General features: G+C 63.1%; 13 protein-coding genes. 9 read left to right on the top strand and 4 right to left on the bottom strand.

The window, feature by feature from the left end:
- Positions 1 to 49 precede the first annotated feature (49 nt).
- The 6 genes from ACI3KW_RS03230 to ACI3KW_RS03205 all read left to right on the top strand — a co-directional run bounded on the left by ACI3KW_RS03230 (position 50) and on the right by ACI3KW_RS03205 (position 7513).
- The gene (locus tag ACI3KW_RS03230) at positions 50 to 1630 is read left to right on the top strand and encodes an ABC transporter substrate-binding protein (protein WP_404846908.1); all 1581 of its coding nucleotides are present in this window, start codon (positions 50 to 52) and stop codon (positions 1628 to 1630) included.
- A gap of 61 nt (positions 1631 to 1691) precedes the next feature.
- Positions 1692 to 3020 (top strand): NAD(P)/FAD-dependent oxidoreductase, encoded by a 1329-nt coding sequence (locus ACI3KW_RS03225; protein ID WP_404846907.1) that lies wholly within the window; start codon positions 1692 to 1694, stop codon positions 3018 to 3020.
- A 47-nt stretch (positions 3021 to 3067) separates the two neighbouring features.
- Positions 3068 to 4090, top strand: coding sequence for an ABC transporter permease (locus ACI3KW_RS03220; RefSeq protein ID WP_404846906.1), 1023 nt, complete (start codon positions 3068 to 3070; stop codon positions 4088 to 4090).
- Positions 4087 to 4917: an ABC transporter permease gene (locus tag ACI3KW_RS03215; RefSeq protein WP_404846905.1), complete on the top strand. Its 831-nt coding sequence runs from the start codon at positions 4087 to 4089 to the stop codon at positions 4915 to 4917. Before ACI3KW_RS03220 ends, ACI3KW_RS03215 begins: the two co-directional genes overlap by 4 nt.
- Entirely contained in the window at positions 4910 to 6517 is a 1608-nt protein-coding gene (locus tag ACI3KW_RS03210; protein WP_404846904.1) for an ABC transporter ATP-binding protein, read from the top strand. The genes ACI3KW_RS03215 and ACI3KW_RS03210 overlap by 8 nt, the downstream gene beginning before the upstream one ends.
- An 84-nt stretch (positions 6518 to 6601) precedes the next feature.
- The gene (locus tag ACI3KW_RS03205) at positions 6602 to 7513 is read left to right on the top strand and encodes a homocysteine S-methyltransferase family protein (RefSeq protein WP_404846903.1); all 912 of its coding nucleotides are present in this window, start codon (positions 6602 to 6604) and stop codon (positions 7511 to 7513) included.
- Positions 7514 to 7517: 4 nt separating this feature from the next.
- On the opposite strand, the gene ACI3KW_RS03200 is transcribed toward ACI3KW_RS03205, so the two are convergent.
- On the bottom strand, positions 7518 to 8702 hold the full coding sequence (locus tag ACI3KW_RS03200) for a M20 family metallopeptidase (RefSeq protein WP_404846902.1): 1185 nt from the start codon (positions 8700 to 8702) through the stop codon (positions 7518 to 7520).
- A 235-nt stretch (positions 8703 to 8937) separates the two neighbouring features.
- On the opposite strand from ACI3KW_RS03200, the gene ACI3KW_RS03195 reads away from it, so the two are divergent.
- Positions 8938 to 11361, top strand: coding sequence for a beta-glucosidase H (locus tag ACI3KW_RS03195; RefSeq protein ID WP_404847039.1), 2424 nt, complete (start codon positions 8938 to 8940; stop codon positions 11359 to 11361).
- 7 nt (positions 11362 to 11368) lie between these two features.
- Here the strand turns inward: ACI3KW_RS03195 and ACI3KW_RS03190 are convergent, their stop codons facing one another.
- Complete coding sequence (locus ACI3KW_RS03190; RefSeq protein ID WP_404846901.1) at positions 11369 to 12370, bottom strand: NADP-dependent oxidoreductase; 1002 nt, start codon at positions 12368 to 12370, stop codon at positions 11369 to 11371.
- Positions 12371 to 12479: 109 nt separating this feature from the next.
- On the opposite strand from ACI3KW_RS03190, the gene ACI3KW_RS03185 reads away from it, so the two are divergent.
- Both ACI3KW_RS03185 and ACI3KW_RS03180 read left to right on the top strand, forming a co-directional pair.
- Positions 12480 to 13079, top strand: coding sequence for a TetR/AcrR family transcriptional regulator (locus ACI3KW_RS03185; protein WP_404846900.1), 600 nt, complete (start codon positions 12480 to 12482; stop codon positions 13077 to 13079).
- Positions 13076 to 13906, top strand: a complete 831-nt coding sequence (locus ACI3KW_RS03180) for an alpha/beta fold hydrolase (protein WP_404846899.1) — start codon at positions 13076 to 13078, stop codon at positions 13904 to 13906. The genes ACI3KW_RS03185 and ACI3KW_RS03180 overlap by 4 nt, the downstream gene beginning before the upstream one ends.
- 15 nt (positions 13907 to 13921) lie before the next feature.
- Here the strand turns inward: ACI3KW_RS03180 and ACI3KW_RS03175 are convergent, their stop codons facing one another.
- Together ACI3KW_RS03175 and ACI3KW_RS03170 are read right to left on the bottom strand one after the other, a co-directional pair.
- Positions 13922 to 14854, bottom strand: coding sequence for an MYG1 family protein (locus ACI3KW_RS03175; RefSeq protein WP_404846898.1), 933 nt, complete (start codon positions 14852 to 14854; stop codon positions 13922 to 13924).
- Positions 14855 to 15012: 158 nt separating this feature from the next.
- Positions 15013 to 16242: an acyl-CoA dehydrogenase family protein gene (locus tag ACI3KW_RS03170; protein ID WP_404846897.1), complete on the bottom strand. Its 1230-nt coding sequence runs from the start codon at positions 16240 to 16242 to the stop codon at positions 15013 to 15015.
- Positions 16243 to 16244 lie beyond the last annotated feature (2 nt).

Below are 16244 nucleotides of genomic sequence, written 5' to 3'. Positions count from 1 at the left end.
ACCAGGTCCGCGCTGGTCTGCTGCGGTTTTTCCCACGGGTGATAGGTTTATGACGAATTGGTCCGACTCTGGCGCGTTCGCGTCGACACGGCGTGACTTTCTGCGGTCTGCTGGCGCGCTGACGCTCGGCGCGGCGGCCAGCGGGCTGCTGTTGCCGGCCAGCGCGATGGCGCAGACGGCCACGCCGAAAAAAGGCGGTCATCTGATCCTGGGGCTCGACACGGCGTCCAGTTCCGATCGCCTGGACCCGGCCTATTACACCGAAGCCTACCTCTATACGGTCGGTTTCCAGCTCTACAACACAGTGCTGGAACTGGACGAAAGCGGCAAACTGGTGGGCGCCCTGGCCGAAAGCTGGGAAGCGACCAAGCCCGATGGCAGCGCCTGGGTGTTCAAGCTCAAGAAGGGCATTCAGTTCCACAATGGCAAGGAGCTGACCGCTGCCGACGTGGTCTATTCGCTCAACCACCATCGCGGCGAAGACAATCCTTCGGGCGGCAAGGGACAGCTGATCCCGGTTACCGACATTGTCGCCAGCGCGCCCTATGAGGTCACCATTACGCTCAATGCCGGCAATGCCGACTTCCCCTATGCGCTGGTCGACTACCACTTCGGCATCGGCCCCGATGGCGGCGATTTCGACAAGGGCGTGGGCACCGGCGCCTTCATCCTTGAAGACTTCCAGCCCGGCGTGCGGGCACTGACCAAGCGCAATCCGAACTACTGGCATCCCGACCGCGCCAATGTGGATTCGGTTGAAACCATTGCCATGAACGATACGACGGCGCGCGTGGCTGCGCTGATCAGCGGCTCGGCCCATATCATCAACCGCGTCGAGCCGCGCACGGTGGGGCTGCTGTCCTCGCGGCCGGGGATCAAGATTCACGGGGCCAAGGAGAACACCATGTTCACCTTCCCCATGCTGACCAATGTCGCCCCGTTCGATAATCCAGACCTGCGGCTGGCGCTCAAATATGCCATCGACCGAGAGGCTATCCAGCAGAGCCTGCTGGTCGGCACCGGGGCCATCGGCAATGACAATCCGATTGCTTCGTGGAACCCGTATTTCGCAGCTGATATTCCACAGCGCGCTTATGATCCCGAGCAGGCGGCGTTCCATTTCAAGAAATCGGGCTTTTCCGGCTCGCTGCCGCTGTCGGTTTCCGACAATGGTTTTCCCGGCTCCGCCGATGCGGCCCAGCTTTACCAGACCGCGGCTGCTGCAGCGGGCATCACCATCGATGTCAATCGCGTGCCCTCCGATGGCTATTGGGATGAAGTGTGGCTCAAGCACCCATTCTGCGCGTCCAATTGGTCGGTGCGCCCCACGGCGGATGCCATGCTCTCGCTGGTGTTCCAGTCCGACGCGCCATGGAATGAAACGGCCTGGAAGAACGAGAGTTTCGACAAGCTACTGGCGGCCGCGCGGGTCGAACTCGACGAGACCAAGCGCAAGCAGATCTATCACGATCTGCAGCTTCAGCTGGTGAACGAGGGCGGCGAGATCATTCCCGTCTTCGCCGATAACCTGTCCGGCGCGTCCGACAAGGTGGCCGGTTTCACCAATGTGCCGGGCGGCGGCGATCTGTCTGGCTATCGCGTAGCCGAAAAGGTCTGGCTCGAAGCCTGATCTGTTCCGGGCCTGGCGCAAAGTGCCGGGCCCTTCGTTCTCTCGCATTCAGGACTTTAAAATGGCGCCTCGTATCGTGCCGGTGGAAACGGACACGGCGCTGCCATCGGCTGCCGATGTCGTCATTATCGGCGGCGGCATTATCGGCATATCGACGGCGATGTTTCTGGCCGAACAGGGCCTGCGCGTCACTGTCTGCGAAAAGGGCGCGGTGGCGGGCGAGCAGTCCAGCCGCAATGCCGGCTGGGTGCGCCAGCAGGGCCGCGACCCGCGCGAAGTGGCGCTCTCCATGGTCAGCCTCGATCTCTGGCGCGGCATTGACGCACGCATTGGCGGCGATACCGGGTTTCGCCAATGCGGCAGCCTTTATGGGTTTCGTACGGAAGCCGAACTGAGCCGCTATGATGCCTGGGTCGCCAAAGCCAAAGAGTTGGGCCTTGCGAGCCAGGTGCTGGATCGCGACGGTGTTGCGGCAATAGCGCCGGGGTTGGAGCGGGACTATCCGATTGGCCTCTATACCGAAACCGATGGTCGCGCTGAACCGCAAAAGGCCGTGCCGGCGATCACCGCCTATGCGCGCCGACTTGGCGTCACCGTGCTTGAGAATTGCGCGGTACGGGCGGTCGAAAAAAGTGGCGCAGCGATCAGCGGTGTCGTGACCGAGCGTGGGTGCATTGTGGCTCCAAAGGTCGTGCTGGCGGGTGGCGCCTGGTCGAGCCTGTTCTGCCGCTCGCTTGGACTGCGGCTGCCCCAGCTTAAGGTAATCGTCTCCATGCAGCGCACCGAGGCGCTGGCCGCTGGTCCCGATGCGGCGATCTGGGTGCCGGGCATTTGCTCGCGCCGGCGCGACGATGGCGGCTACACGATCGAGAATGGCGGCAAATATGTTGCCGATATCGTGCCGGACAGCTTTCGCTTTCTGCTCGACTATCTCCCCACCGTGCGCCGTGAGGGCAAGGCGATGAGCCTGCGGCTGGGGCGCCGGTTCTTCAAGGAATTGGGCTACCTCACGCCCTGGGGCGCCGATGGCATCAGTCCGTTCGAGAAGGAACGCATTCTCGATCCATTACCCGATCCTGCCGTCATGGCCGCCGTGCCACGGCTGATGGCCGAGCAGATGCCGGTGTTTGCTGGGCTTGCTATTGCCGAGCAATGGGGCGGCTGTGTCGATGTCACGCCCGACGCCATTCCAGTGATTTCGCCGGTCGAGCAAGTGCCCGGCTTTTTCCTGTCGACCGGCTATTCCGGGCATGGCTTCGGGCTGGGGCTGGGCGCGGCGCGGCTGACGGCCGATCTGGTTTCGGGTCGTGCGCCGGTGGTTGATCCGCACGACTTCCGCTTCTCGCGCTTCAGCGAGAAGGGCGGCGTGCGTCTGGAAGGATTGCCTTGACCCGACCTACGCTGATAGCCCATGCGCCAGGATTTTGAGAGAGAGTGATGACCGACACGCCCCCGGTGGCCCCTATCCAAGGCGCGCCCTTAATCCCGGTTCGGCGTCGTCGCCCCTGCGGGCTGGCCTGCATGCTGATCCGGCGGGTGCTGATGGGGCTCGTCGTGCTCTGGGCCATTTCGGCGCTGATCTTTGCCGGCACGCAAATCCTGCCCGGTGATGTCGCCACCGCCATGCTCGGCCAGCAGGCCACGCCAGAGGCGGTCGAAGGCATCCGCAAGGAGCTTGGCCTCGAACGCCCTCCCGTCGTGCGCTATGTGGCCTGGCTCAGTGGTGTGTTGCACGGCGATCTGGGCCGCAGCACCAGCAATAAGCAGGACATCGCCACCAGCATTGCGCCGCGCCTGGCCAATACGATGTTCCTGGCGAGCGTCGCCGCCGCCATCGCCGTGCCGCTGGCCATCCTGCTCGGCCTCATCGCTGCCCGCTTCGCCGGCACCTTGGCCGACCGGGTGATCAATATCGTCACGCTGGCCGCCATATCGCTGCCCGAATTTTTCGCGGGCTATCTGCTTATCGCATTCTTCTCGATCACGCTGGGCTGGTTCCCCAGCGGCTCGACGGTTTCCGATGGTATGGGCTTGTGGCAGCGCCTTTCGGCCATTGCCCTACCCACTGCCACGCTGGTCATCGCCGTGCTCGGCCATATGATGCGCATGACTCGCGCAGCGCTGCTCAATGTCATGTCGGCGCCCTATATCGAAACCGCCGAACTCAAGGGCTTGTCCCCCTGGCGGGTGATCTGGAAACACGCTCTGCCCAATGCGCTGTCGCCCATTATCAATGTAGTGGCGCTCAACATGGCCTATCTCGTGGTTGGGGTCGTGGTGGTCGAGGTGATCTTTGTTTATCCCGGCATGGGCCAATACATGGTCGATCACGTCTCCAAGCGCGACGTGCCCGTGGTGCAGGCCTGTGGGCTGATTTTTGCGGCGGTCTATATTCTGCTCAACCTGGTCGCCGACATTGCTGCCGTCATTGCCAATCCGCGCCTGAGGCATCCGCGATGAACCGCAAGCTTCGTCCATCGCCACTGGTCGCGGTGGCCTTCCTCGTGCTGGCGCTCTTCATCGGCATTGCCGCCTTTGCGCCATGGGTCGCCCCCTATGATGTGTCCAAAGTGGTCGGCGGCGTGTGGGAACCGCCCTCGGCCATCGCTCTGCTCGGCACCGACAATCTGGGGCGTGACCTGCTCTCGCGCATCATCTGGGGTGCCCAGGTCACGCTGAGCATTGCCGCTCTCGCCACGCTTATCGCCTTTATCGTCGGGGTGGCGCTGGGGCTATTGGCTGCGATGCAGCGCGGCTGGGTGGATCAGGCACTTTCGCGTGGCAATGATCTGATGATGGCCATCCCCACGCTGATCTTCGCGCTGGTGGTTTTGGCCGTGCTGCCCAAGAATGTCGTCGTGCTGGTCCTCGTTATGGCCGCGCTCGATGCCACGCGCGTCTTCCGCGTCAGCCGCGCCGTCGCCACCGACATTGCCGTGCTTGACTACGTCGAAGTCGCCCGCATGCGCGGCGAGGGCTGGGGCTGGATCATGCTGCGCGAAATCCTGCCCAATGCGGCCGCGCCACTCCTCGCCGAATTCGGTATGCGCTTCGCGTTCGCGGTGCTGTTCCTGTCGACGCTCTCTTTCCTGGGCCTGGGCATCCAGCCACCCGTGGCCGATTGGGGGAGCCTCGTCAAAGAGAACAAGGATGGTCTGCTGTTTGGCATTTTTGCCGCGCTCATTCCCGGCGGCGCCATTGTCCTGCTGGCTGTCTCGGTCAATCTCATCGTGGACTGGGTGCTGACCCGGGCGGCGCACCTGCGCGGGGAGCTTGGCAATGGTTAGTGCCCTGCTCAGCGTCAGCGATCTCGTCATTGCGGCGGGCGAGACCATTCTGGTCGACAAGGTATCTTTCGACCTCGAACCGGGTCGCGTGCTCGGGCTGATCGGGGAATCGGGCGCCGGCAAATCCACTATTGGCCTTGCCGCCCTCGGCTATGGCCGCCGTGGCGTGCGAATTACCGCGGGCCGTGTGGTCCTCAACGGGCAGGACATCCTCCAGCTCGGCAAAGCCGGGGCACGCGACCTGCGCGGCGCAGCCGTGACCTATGTCGCCCAATCCGCCGCTGCCGCATTCAACCCCGCCCATCCACTGCTCGATCAGGTCATCGAAGCCAGCGTCTGGCACGGCATCATGAGCAAGGCTGACGCCATTGCGCGGGCAAAAAGCCTGTTCGCCATGCTCGACCTGCCCGATCCCGAGCATTTCGGGCAGCGCTATCCCCATCAGGTCTCGGGCGGCCAATTGCAACGCGCCATGACCGCCATGGCACTCTGCTCCAAGCCGCAATTGGTGGTGTTTGACGAGCCTACCACGGCGCTCGATGTCACGACGCAAATCGAAGTGCTGGCGGCTATCAAGCATGCCATCGCCACCACGCACACTGCCGCGCTCTATATCTCGCACGACCTTGCCGTCGTGGCGCAGATTGCCGATGACATTCTGGTGCTGCGCCACGGCAAGACGGTGGAATCCGGCACCAGCGAGCGCCTGTTCACCGCTCCCGCCGAGGATTACACCAAGCGCCTGATGTCGGTGCAATGGGCCGAAAAGGCCGTCGCTGCCAAACCGGCTGAACGGCTGCTCTCGGTCAACAATATCCATGCCGGTTATGCCTCAGGCGCGGACGTACTCGGCGATATCAGCCTTGATGTCGGCACTGCCGAAACCCTGGCCGTGGTCGGGGAATCCGGTTCGGGTAAATCGACCCTGGCGCGGGTGCTGATGGGCCTGCTGCCGGCACGGTCCGGCACCATCGCGTTTGAGGGCACCGAACTGGCCCCCGCGCTGGCCAAGCGCACGCGCGAGCAATTGCGCAATGTGCAGATGATCCACCAGATGCCCGATATTGCGCTCAATCCGCTGCAAACCGTTGGCACCACTATCGGGCGGCCGCTGGACTTTTATTTCGGCCTCAGCGCCAAGCAGAAGAGCCAGCGTGTCGCCGAGTTGCTCGACCAGATCGAACTGCCTGCCAGCATGCTCAGCCGCTATCCGGGCCAGCTTTCGGGCGGCCAGAAGCAGCGTGTGTGCATTGCCCGCGCATTGGCGGCCAAGCCGCGCCTCATCATCTGCGACGAGCCGACCTCGGCGCTCGATCCGCTGGTGGCAGAGGGCATTCTGGCGCTGCTGATGCAGATCCAGCGCGACACCGGCACGTCCTATCTGTTCATCACCCACGATATCGCCATCGTGCGCGCCATCGCCGATAGTGTGGCGGTGATGCATCGGGGCCGCGTGGTTCGCTATGGCCGCAAGGCCGAAGTGCTGTCGCCGCCCTTCGACGCCTATACCGCCCAATTGCTCGAATCCGTGCCGGAGATGAAAATCGGCTGGCTCGATGGCGTATTGCAACGCCGCCAGGCCAATCTGGCGCAGAGTTGAGCCCGTTGCTTTCGCTTGGCTCAATCACCATTTTCCCTATTCGCCGCGCTGCCGCGATACGACCCTTCTGGAAGGAAACCTAGCATGACACGACGCGGACTTCTCCTCGATGGCGGCATGGGGCGTGAGTTGGAGCGCATTGGCGCGCCGTTCCGCCAGCCTGAATGGTCGGCTTTGGCCCTGATGGAAGCGCCTGAGTTCGTCACCCAGGCGCATGCCGGCTATATCGAAGCGGGCGCGGATGTCATCACCACCAATAGCTATGCCGTGGTGCCCTTCCACATCGGTGAGGAGCGCTTTGCCGCCGATGGCAAAAGGCTCGCGGCGCTTGCCGGGCGCCTGGCGCGCGAAGCCGCTGACGCGGCCAAGGATCGCAAAGTGCTGGTCGCCGGATCGCTCCCGCCAGTGTTCGGCTCCTATCAGCCCGACCTGTTCAACCCGGAATTGGCCGGCGCCTATCTCGACGTGCTGGTTGGCGGCATGGCGCCGTTTGTCGATGTCTGGCTGGCCGAAACACAGAGCAGCTTGGCCGAAGCGCGCGCGGCTCACGCCGCGATCGCCAGCACCGGCCTGCCGTTCTGGATTTCCTTCACCCTGCGCGATGACGTTTCCCCCGCCGAAATGGGCGAACCCCAATTGCGCTCCGGGGAAACCGTGGTTGCCGCCGCGGAGCTGGCAGCGTCGCTGGGTGCCTCGGCCATGCTGTTCAATTGCAGCATGCCCGAAGTCATGACCGCCGCCATCGACGCGGCCTCCAAGACCTTTGCCCGCCTGGGTGTTGATCCCCAGATCGGCGTTTACGCCAATGCCTTCCCGTCCCAGCAGGACGACGAAGAGGCCAATGCCGTGGTCACCGAAATCCGCGACGACCTCAACCCGGTGGCCTATGACCAATGGGCCCAGCAATGGGCCAAGGCCGGCGCCAGCATTATCGGCGGCTGCTGCGGCATCGGCACCGAGCATATCCACACGCTCGGCAAGCACCGCACCTGGTAGAGCGCTAGGCCAGCAGCTTCGCCGCAGCCAGCGACAAGGCCACCACACCCAGCCCGATCGAGCGTTCGTCGGGCTGGTAATCGGAATTGTGCAATCTGTCGTCGCGTCCCTCCTGGGACGCGCCGATACCCAATTGGAACGCCGGCACCCTCTCCCCGATCAGGGCGAAATCCTCGGCGCCCAGCGACGCCCTGCCCTGCTGCACCACATCGCCATAATGCTCGCGGATCGCTGCCATGGTGGTTTCAAGGATATGCGTATCGCTGACCAGCGAGGGCACGCCGCGCACATAGCTGATCTCGCATTCGACCCGCAGCGATGCCTCCAGCCCCTGACATTGCCGCCGCAACGCTGCCTCAATTAGATTGCGCGAGTGCTTGTCCTGGGTTCGCACCGTGCCGCGCAGCATGCAGGAATCGGGAATGATATTATGGGTATCCCCGGCCTGGATCGCGCCGATGGTCAATACGGCCGGATGCATCGGATCGACCTCACGGGACACGATGGTTTGCAGCTGCAGCACCAGATGCGCCGCTGCAACAATCGGGTCCACCGTCTGATGCGGCCGTGCCGCATGGCCCGAAGACCCGCGAATGACTATGTCGAATTCGTCCGAGGAACCGTTGGTGATCCCGGTCACGAAACTGAAGGTCCCGGTCGCCTCATCAGGGTGATTGTGGAAGCCGAGCGCCATATCGACGCCCTCCAGCACGCCATCGGCAATCATCGCCGCCGCGCCGCTTTCCGAGGTTTCCTCGGCTGGCTGGAACATCAGCTTGATGCGGCCCGAAAGCTGGGGCGCGACCTGCTTGAGCACCGCGCCAATTCCGATCAGCGTGGCGGTATGCAGATCATGCCCGCAGGCATGCATGCGTCCGGCAATGGTTGAGGCGTAAGGCAGGCCGGTCTGCTCGTGAATGGGCAGCGCATCCATATCGGCGCGGATCAACAGAGTCGGCCCCGGCCGGCCGCCTTCGATCACCCCGACCACGCCGGTTCGCCCGATCCCGGTCTGGTGGATGATCCCCAGCCGGGCCAATTCCCGCGCGACTGTCGCGCTGGTGCGCACTTCCTCGAAGGCCGTCTCGGGGTGGGCATGAATATCGCGCCGGATCTCGATCAGCCGCGGCTCCTCATCGGCCGCAATCTTTTCGACCAGACCTGCCAGGTCGTTGAAACCACCACTCACGATTCGATCCTCATCACACAAGCGCGGCATGTCGTAACGATTGGCGCCGCGTTTGACGAGTGCGCGCGATGCTGACCGGAACCTGCCGGAACTTTGCAAAAGCGTTGCTGGTATCGATCTTCCGGCGGCATCGTCGGCCACGTATAAGGCCGGGGATGGATCGTGCAGATGCACCCAAGGCGTCGGGGAGAATATTTTGAGCAATTCCGAACGGATCGAGCAGCTGCTGGCCGCCATGACGCTGGAGGAGAAGGTTTCCCTGCTTTCCGGTGAGGATTTCTGGAGTGTGCCGGCCGTTGAGCGCCTCAATATCGGTAAGCTGCGCGTTACGGACGGCCCCAATGGCGCGCGTGGCGGCGGTTCGCTGATCGGCGGGGTGAAGTCGGCCAGTTTCCCGGTGGGCATCGCCCTGGGCTCAACATGGAATGTGCCGCTGCTCGAAGAGATCGGCGCGGCGCTGGCCGACGAGGTCAAGTCCAAAGGCGCGCATATGCTGCTGGCGCCTACGGTGAACATCCACCGCTCGGTGACCAATGGCCGCAATTTCGAGTGCTATTCGGAGGATCCATTCCTCACCGCCGAACTGGCCGTGGGCTATATCAAGGGACTGCAGAGCCAGGGGATCGGCGCCACGATCAAGCATTTCGTGGGCAATGAAAGCGAGATCGAGCGCACCACCATTTCAAGCGAAGTGGGCGAGCGGGCGCTGCGCGAAATCTATCTCATTCCCTTCGAGGCGGCGGTGAAGAAGGCCGGAACCTGGGGCGTCATGAGTTCCTATAACCGGCTCAACGGCACCTATACCTCGGAGCATAACTGGCTGCTGGGCACCGTGTTGCGCGATGAATGGGGCTATGATGGCATCGTCATGTCCGACTGGTTCGGCAGCCATTCCACGGCCGAGACGGTAATTGCCGGGCTGGACCTGGAAATGCCCGGTCCCACCCGCGACCGCGGCCAGAAACTGGTGGATGCGGTCAATGCCGGCAGCGTCGATGCGGCGATCGTGGACCAGCGGGTGCGGGCCATGCTGCGGCTGATGGAGTGCGTCGGCTCGCTCGATGATCACCGCCCGCATGCCGAACGCGCCGATGACCGGCCGGAAACCCGTGCACTCATCCGCCGGGCTGGGGCCGAGGCCGCCGTGCTGCTCAAGAATAACGGGATGCTGCCGCTGGCCGGTGAAGGCAAGATCGCCGTGATCGGCCCCAATGCCAGGACCGCGCAGATCATGGGCGGCGGCAGCGCCCAGCTCAACGCGCATTATCGCATTTCGCCCTGGCAAGGGCTGGTTTCGGCCCTTGGCGAAGAGCGACTGAGCTACGCGCAGGGCTGCACCAATGAGCGTTTCCAGCCGGTGCTGCGCGGGGATTTCACCGTCGAATATTTCGACAACGAAAAACTGGCGGGCACCCCGGTGCACATCGGCACGCAGGAAGAAGCGCAGGCCTTCTGGATCGGCAATGTGGGCGACGGCAAGGTCGACCCGCTGCATTTCTCGGCACGGATCACGGGCCAGTTCAACCCCGAGGTGAGCGGCGAGCATCGCGTGGGCATCTATTCGGCCGGCTTCGCCAAGGTGTTTGTCGATGGCAAGCTGATTGCCGACGCCTGGACCGACTGGAGCAAGGGCCGCACCTTCTTTGAGGAAGGCTCTGACGAAGTCATCGGCTCGGTGACCCTGGAGGCCGGACGCAGCTATGAAGTGGTGATCGAATTTGCCACCAAGGCATTCGCCACGCTGGGCCTTGCCGCCTTTGCCTGCGGCATTGGATATCCCTTGGGCGACGAGGCCATTGCCGAGGCAGTGCTGGCGGCGCGCGACGCCGATGTCGCATTGGTCTTTATCGGCCGCAATGGCGAGTGGGATACCGAAGGCAGCGACCTGCTGTCGATCGAGTTGCCGGGACGGCAGAACGAGCTGGTGGCGGCGGTGGCCCAGGCCAATCCAAACACCATCGTCGTGCTGCAGACCGGCGGACCGGTGGAAATGCCTTGGATCGGTTCGGTCGCGGCAGTGTTGCAGGCCTGGTACCCTGGGCAGGAAGCCGGCAATGCCATCGCCGATGTGCTGACGGGCGTCGCCGAACCCGGTGGGCGCCTGCCCCAGACCTTCCCGGTTCGCTGGGCCGACAATCCGGCGCATAGCCAGGACCGCGAAGTCTATCCGGGGCTCGAGGGCAAGGTCCGCTATGAGGAAGGTATCTTCGTGGGCTATCGCCATTATGACCGGCTGGGCTTGACGCCACTATTCCCCTTTGGCTTCGGGCTGAGCTACACCAGTTTCACGCTGTCCGACCTTGTGGTGGACGATAGCCGGTTCGAGAGCGATGGCGAGGTCAATGTGAGCCTCGCCGTGACCAATAGTGGATCGCGGACCGGCTCGGCCGTCATCCAGCTTTATGTCGGTGACGAGGTCTCGTCCGAATCCCGCCCGGCCAAGGAACTCAAGGCATTCCACAAGGTGCAACTGGCGCCGGGCGAAACCGGCAAGGTGACCCTGAAACTTGACGCCCGCAGTTTCGCCTATTTTAGCGAGACCGGCCACCACTGGGTGGTGGAAGCTGGCGCATTCACGCTGCGGGCGGGCCTATCCTCTGCCGACCTGCCGCTGAGCGCCAGCGTGGAGCGGAAGACACCAATGGTGTTGCAGGTTTAGGTAGCGCCTACCTGACCTTGATGACCACCTTGCCCTTGGCACGACCCTGTCCGATATAGGCCAGCGCCTCGTTGGTCTGTTCGAACGGGAAGACGCCATCGATCACCGGGCGGATGATGCCGGCCTCGATGAGCGCCGTGATTTGAGCCAATTGTGCGCCATTACCGGCCATGAACAGGAAAGAATAGCGGAGACCGGCGCGCTTGGCTTGCCGCCGGATGCCGGCGCTAAGCAGGCGCAGGACCAGTTTCAGCAGCGGGTTCAGATGTTTTTCGCGGGCGAATTCGGGATCGGGCGGGCCGGAGATCGACACTGCGGCGCCACCGGGCTTCAGTACTCGCAGCGACTTTTCAAGCGTCTTGCTATCCTGGCTGTTGAGGACGACGTCATAGTCCGAAAGCACCTGCTCGAAGTCATCCTTGCGGTAATCGACGACGGTATCGGCACCGAGGCTTTTGACCAGATCGGCATTGGCCGCGCTGGTCGTGGTGGCAATTGTTGCGCCCAGATGCTTTGCCAATTGAATGGCGAAGGTGCCAACGCCGCCTGAACCGGCCTGAATGAAAACCTTCTGGCCTTTGCGAAGGCCCGCCCGTTCGACCAGCGCCTGCCACGCGGTCAGCCCCACCAGCGGAATGGAGGCGGCCTCTTCCATGTTGAGGTTTTTTGGCTTTAGCGCCACGTCCGCCTCGTCCATGGCGATATATTCGGCGAACGTGCCGATCCGCCCATCGCGCGGCCGGGCATAGACTTCATCACCCACATTGAATTTTTTGACCTTTGCACCCACGCGGATGATCACCCCGGCCACGTCATGGCCGACGATGAAGGGCGGCTTATAGGGCACGATGAGCTTGAATTCCCCGTCTCGCAGCATGGAATCCAACTGGTTCAAACTGGCGGCATGGACCTGCACCAGCACGTCATTCGGCCCGACCTGCGGCTCTGGGACATCGCCAAGCCGGAGGGGAGCTTTCTTGGCATAGCGATCAACGATGAAGGCTTTCATTTTCGTGGCTTTCCGAAATGTAACGAGCCCCATCGGGTTCGCCGCTATTGTATTACGCTCATTTAGTAATATTATGATCATATTGCAATAGTCGATCCAAGGAGATCCCATGCGTTACGAGAAGGGCCGAAAAGACGCGTCGCGCCAGCGGATCATGGATGTAGCGACGGAGAAGTTCCGCTCGGAGGGCATTGCTGCATCAGGGCTTGCCGGCATCATGAACGCGGCGGGGCTGACCAATGGTGCGTTTTACCCCCACTTCCCGTCCAAGGCGGCGCTGGTGCGCGAAACCCTCGCGGCAGCGCTCACGGGTCAGTCGGATCAGACGCGCGACCTGCTGGAGGCCGGCGGGGTGTCATTGGCCATCGACGCATATCTCTCGCCCGACCACCGCGACAATCCGGGCACCGGATGCGCTTCGGCTGCGCTGTTGCCGGAAATCGCGCGCGAGCCTGCCGAGACACGCCAGGTTTATACCGAGCATGTCCTGAAGCTCATCCGCCTCGTCGCGGCACAGCTTCCAGGCGATGCCAGCGAGCGCGAAGATGTGGCCTTTGGCATTTTTGCGACCCTGATCGGCGCGCTTGAGCTGTCGCGCGCCGTGGAGGAGGCCGAACTCTCGGACCGCATTCTTGTCGCTGGTGCGGCGGCGGCAAAGCAAATGCTCGCGCCCCATCAAGGCCAGCCAGCCAAGGACAAATTGTCATGAAGCATCAGGACGTACCGACCAGCACGATCAATGTCGGCGGCACGATATTCGCTTATCGGGAGCTCGGACCCAAGACAGGCGTGCCGGTGATCTTTCTCACCCATCTGACGGCGGTTCTGGACAATTGGGACCCGAGGGTGGTCGATGGCATCGCGGCAAAACGCCATGTCATCACCTTCGACAATCGCGGGGTCGGCGCATCGGCGGGCAAGGTTCCCGATACGATCGAGGCCATGGCCCGCGACGCGATCGCCTTCATCCGGGCGCTCGGCTTCACGCAGATCGATCTGCTGGGGCTTTCGCTGGGCGGCTTCATCACCCAGAAAATTGTGCAGCTGGAGCCGCAGCTCGTTCGCAAAATCATTCTGGCGGGCACCGGGCCAGCCGGCGGCAGCGGCATCGACAAGGTGACCCAGATCACCATCTTGGACATGGTCCGCGCCGCATTGACCTTCAAGGATCCCAAGAACTACCTGTTCTTTACGCAGACCCCCAATGGCAAGAAGGCGGCGAGCGCGTTCCTGCAGCGCTTGAAGGAGCGGACCGCCAATCGCGATAAAGCCATCTCGCTTGGCGCCTTCTACCGGCAGCTCAAGGCCGTGCATGCCTTTGGACTGGAGCGGCCCGCCGATTTATCGCGAGTGCTGCACCCTGTGCTCGTGGTGAATGGCGATCAGGATCGGATGGTGCCCACCAGCAACTCGATCGACATGGCAAAGCGCTTTCCCAATGCCGAACTGGTTCTCTATGCAGATGGCGGGCACACGGCGATTTTCCAGTATCACGAGGCATTCGTGAACAAGGCGCTGGAATTCCTCGAGGCCTAGCGATGTGACTTTGCCTCAGCTGGCGATGGCTTCCAGGGCGCCCGCCTCCCGCACCGCAACCTCGGCCATGGCCAGAGCCGCTTCGCGGGTCTTGGCGGCGGCGATGAAGCGGCCATTGTGGCAGAAGCTCGCGCCGGCCACGCCGCAGGCAGCTTCGAGATCGCCATTGGTCAAGCCGGCCCAGGCGGCCGGCAGATCTGCCCGCACTTCAAAGCCTTCATCGGCCTGCCGGATCGTGGTGAGGCACCAATCCTTGTCGCGCGGATGCACGACGAATAGCAGGTGATCGGCACCGGCCTTCACGATAGCGGGACGGAACGGCATGCCCATGGGCAGTTCCAGTACACGCCCCTGCCCTGCGGTCTCGATGGCCCGCTCCACCAACGCCTCGGCCCGCAACTTTGCAGCGCTCCGGGCTATTCTGGCTTCAACGAAACTGCGGGCAATGGCGAGGGCGGCGTGGAAGCTGCGATCCTCGGCCTCGGGGTCAGTCTCGTCAAAAACCGGTTTGAGGGTTTCTAGCAAGGCTGGCAAGGTTAGCCCCGCCAGCGGCCCCGATGGGCTCAGCGCACCATTGTCCACCAGATCGATCGGCAGCACGAAGCTGCCGTCGAACGCCGCATGCACCACTTCGATATGGGCCTCAGGAAGGCCTGAAGCGGCAAGATAATCGCGGCCGAAATGCTTCCAGATCAGGCCAAACGAGGAATAAGGCTGACCATCCTCGCGTAGCGGAGCGCCGCGCTGATGGTGATCGAATATCTGCGCCGCTGCATCATAGGCGCCGCCCACATCATAAATGACGCGATCGGCTCCGGCCGTGATCCACTCCGGCGCCCGGCTGCGGACCAGCCGCGCCTGCGGAAAAAGCCGGGTCAGGATGACGCTGGACAGCAATTCATCGGCATGGAAGCCACCGGAATGGGTGACGAGGAAATCTGGAATCATGCCGGAATGCGCCTTGTGTTCGCGGAGGGGCCGCTTGTGCTGCGCACCAGATAGCGTTGCAGGCGCCGAGCGGCAATGTGCAGCCGGCACTTTTCTCGCCTCAGTTCGGGAGAAGCCCCTGCGAAAGACAAGCAGGCCTGGCCAGATCCGTATGAGCGCTAGAAGACCTTGCCTTCCTTGAGGTGGGTCGTCGTGCCGTTCAGCAGGTAATCGCCGACGATGCGGGATTTGTGCAGCAGCGGATTGTGATTGAGCACGGTGCGGATATTGCGCCAGTGGCGATCGAAATTGTATTTGCGCGAGGTGACCGAGCCGCCACCCAGTTCGAACATGCGCTCGGCAGTGCGAGGGCCGAGCTGGCCCAATACGATCTGCACCCGTGCCGTGGTGAGCGCGCTGGCGAGCAGCGACGCTTCGATCTGGGCCTCGTCATTCGTCGCGAAGGCCGCGACGGTGTGATCGAGGGCGCGAGCGCCTTCGGCCAGCAGGGCATCGATAGCCAGGGAATTGGCGGCGATCTCGCCGATTACCTGTTGCACGAAATGGTCTTGGCGGGCGGTTTCCGCCATGCTGTGGGCGGCCGAACGGGCCTGCTTGCGCACATAATCCAGGCCATCGGCGAGCACATTGCGCACGGCGCCGCCGGCGCTGGCCGCCAGGTGAAGCTGACGGAGCGTCGAGCAGTGACGACCGACGAGGTTTTCGAGGCTGCGGCGGGCGAATTCGTGCGGGAACACTTCGACATTGTCGAGGATGACGCCGCCGCTAGCGGTGAGGCGCTGGCCCATACCGTCCCAATCGTCCAGAATCTGAATGCCCGGACGATCGACCGGCAGCAGCACACCAACAATCTGTCCGCCTTCATCGAGTGCGCTGAACGAGGCGAAATCGGCAAAGGCCGTGCCGGTGGCGTACCATTTTCGGCCATTGAGGCGGAAGCTGTCGCCCTGGCGAACAATGGTAGTGGTAACCTCTCCCGGCCGGGCCGTGCCCTGTTCGGTATGGGCGCCGGCAAACAGCTTGCCGGCCAGGATCAGCTCGATGGCCCCGGCGTCCCGCTGGGTGGGCGCGCTGAGGACGACGTTCTCGACATAGTTGAAATGCGAACGCAGTGCATGGGCGACATTGGAGTCGGCCGCACCAATGGCAGCGATCAGTTCGATATAGTCGACCACCGAGCCGCCCGGCCCGCCCAGCGCGACTGGAACGCGCAGCGCGCTGAGCCCTGAGTCCCGGAACAGGCGGAAAGCCTCGAATGGCAATTGCCGGTCGAGATCGCGCTGGGCCGCACCCTTGGCGATCTCGGCCACCAAGGCCGGCACTCGCGACAGCAATTCCTCACGCGAGGGCCGGGGTTGGATTGGGCGTTCTTTGAGGAGGGAGGTCATGG

Source organism: Devosia sp. ZW T5_3, assembly GCF_044987315.1.
Classification (GTDB): domain Bacteria; phylum Pseudomonadota; class Alphaproteobacteria; order Rhizobiales; family Devosiaceae; genus Devosia.
The sequence above is the reverse complement of the archived record's forward strand: the minus strand, read 5'-3'. Positions and strand labels throughout refer to the sequence as shown.

What these genes read in the sequence shown, in the direction of transcription:
- ACI3KW_RS03180 (WP_404846899.1), top strand. Translation starts at nt 13,076, where the DNA reads ATGAAGCATCAGGACGTACCGACCAGCACGATCAATGTCGGCGGCACG.
- ACI3KW_RS03215 (WP_404846905.1), top strand. Translation starts at nt 4,087, where the DNA reads ATGAACCGCAAGCTTCGTCCATCGCCACTGGTCGCGGTGGCCTTCCTC.
- ACI3KW_RS03175 (WP_404846898.1), bottom strand. Translation starts at nt 14,854, where the DNA reads ATGATTCCAGATTTCCTCGTCACCCATTCCGGTGGCTTCCATGCCGAT.
- ACI3KW_RS03205 (WP_404846903.1), top strand. Translation starts at nt 6,602, where the DNA reads ATGACACGACGCGGACTTCTCCTCGATGGCGGCATGGGGCGTGAGTTG.
- ACI3KW_RS03195 (WP_404847039.1), top strand. Translation starts at nt 8,938, where the DNA reads ATGACGCTGGAGGAGAAGGTTTCCCTGCTTTCCGGTGAGGATTTCTGG.
- ACI3KW_RS03210 (WP_404846904.1), top strand. Translation starts at nt 4,910, where the DNA reads ATGGTTAGTGCCCTGCTCAGCGTCAGCGATCTCGTCATTGCGGCGGGC.
- ACI3KW_RS03225 (WP_404846907.1), top strand. Translation starts at nt 1,692, where the DNA reads ATGGCGCCTCGTATCGTGCCGGTGGAAACGGACACGGCGCTGCCATCG.
- ACI3KW_RS03230 (WP_404846908.1), top strand. Translation starts at nt 50, where the DNA reads ATGACGAATTGGTCCGACTCTGGCGCGTTCGCGTCGACACGGCGTGAC.
- ACI3KW_RS03190 (WP_404846901.1), bottom strand. Translation starts at nt 12,370, where the DNA reads ATGAAAGCCTTCATCGTTGATCGCTATGCCAAGAAAGCTCCCCTCCGG.
- ACI3KW_RS03220 (WP_404846906.1), top strand. Translation starts at nt 3,068, where the DNA reads ATGACCGACACGCCCCCGGTGGCCCCTATCCAAGGCGCGCCCTTAATC.
- ACI3KW_RS03185 (WP_404846900.1), top strand. Translation starts at nt 12,480, where the DNA reads ATGCGTTACGAGAAGGGCCGAAAAGACGCGTCGCGCCAGCGGATCATG.
- ACI3KW_RS03170 (WP_404846897.1), bottom strand. Translation starts at nt 16,242, where the DNA reads ATGACCTCCCTCCTCAAAGAACGCCCAATCCAACCCCGGCCCTCGCGT.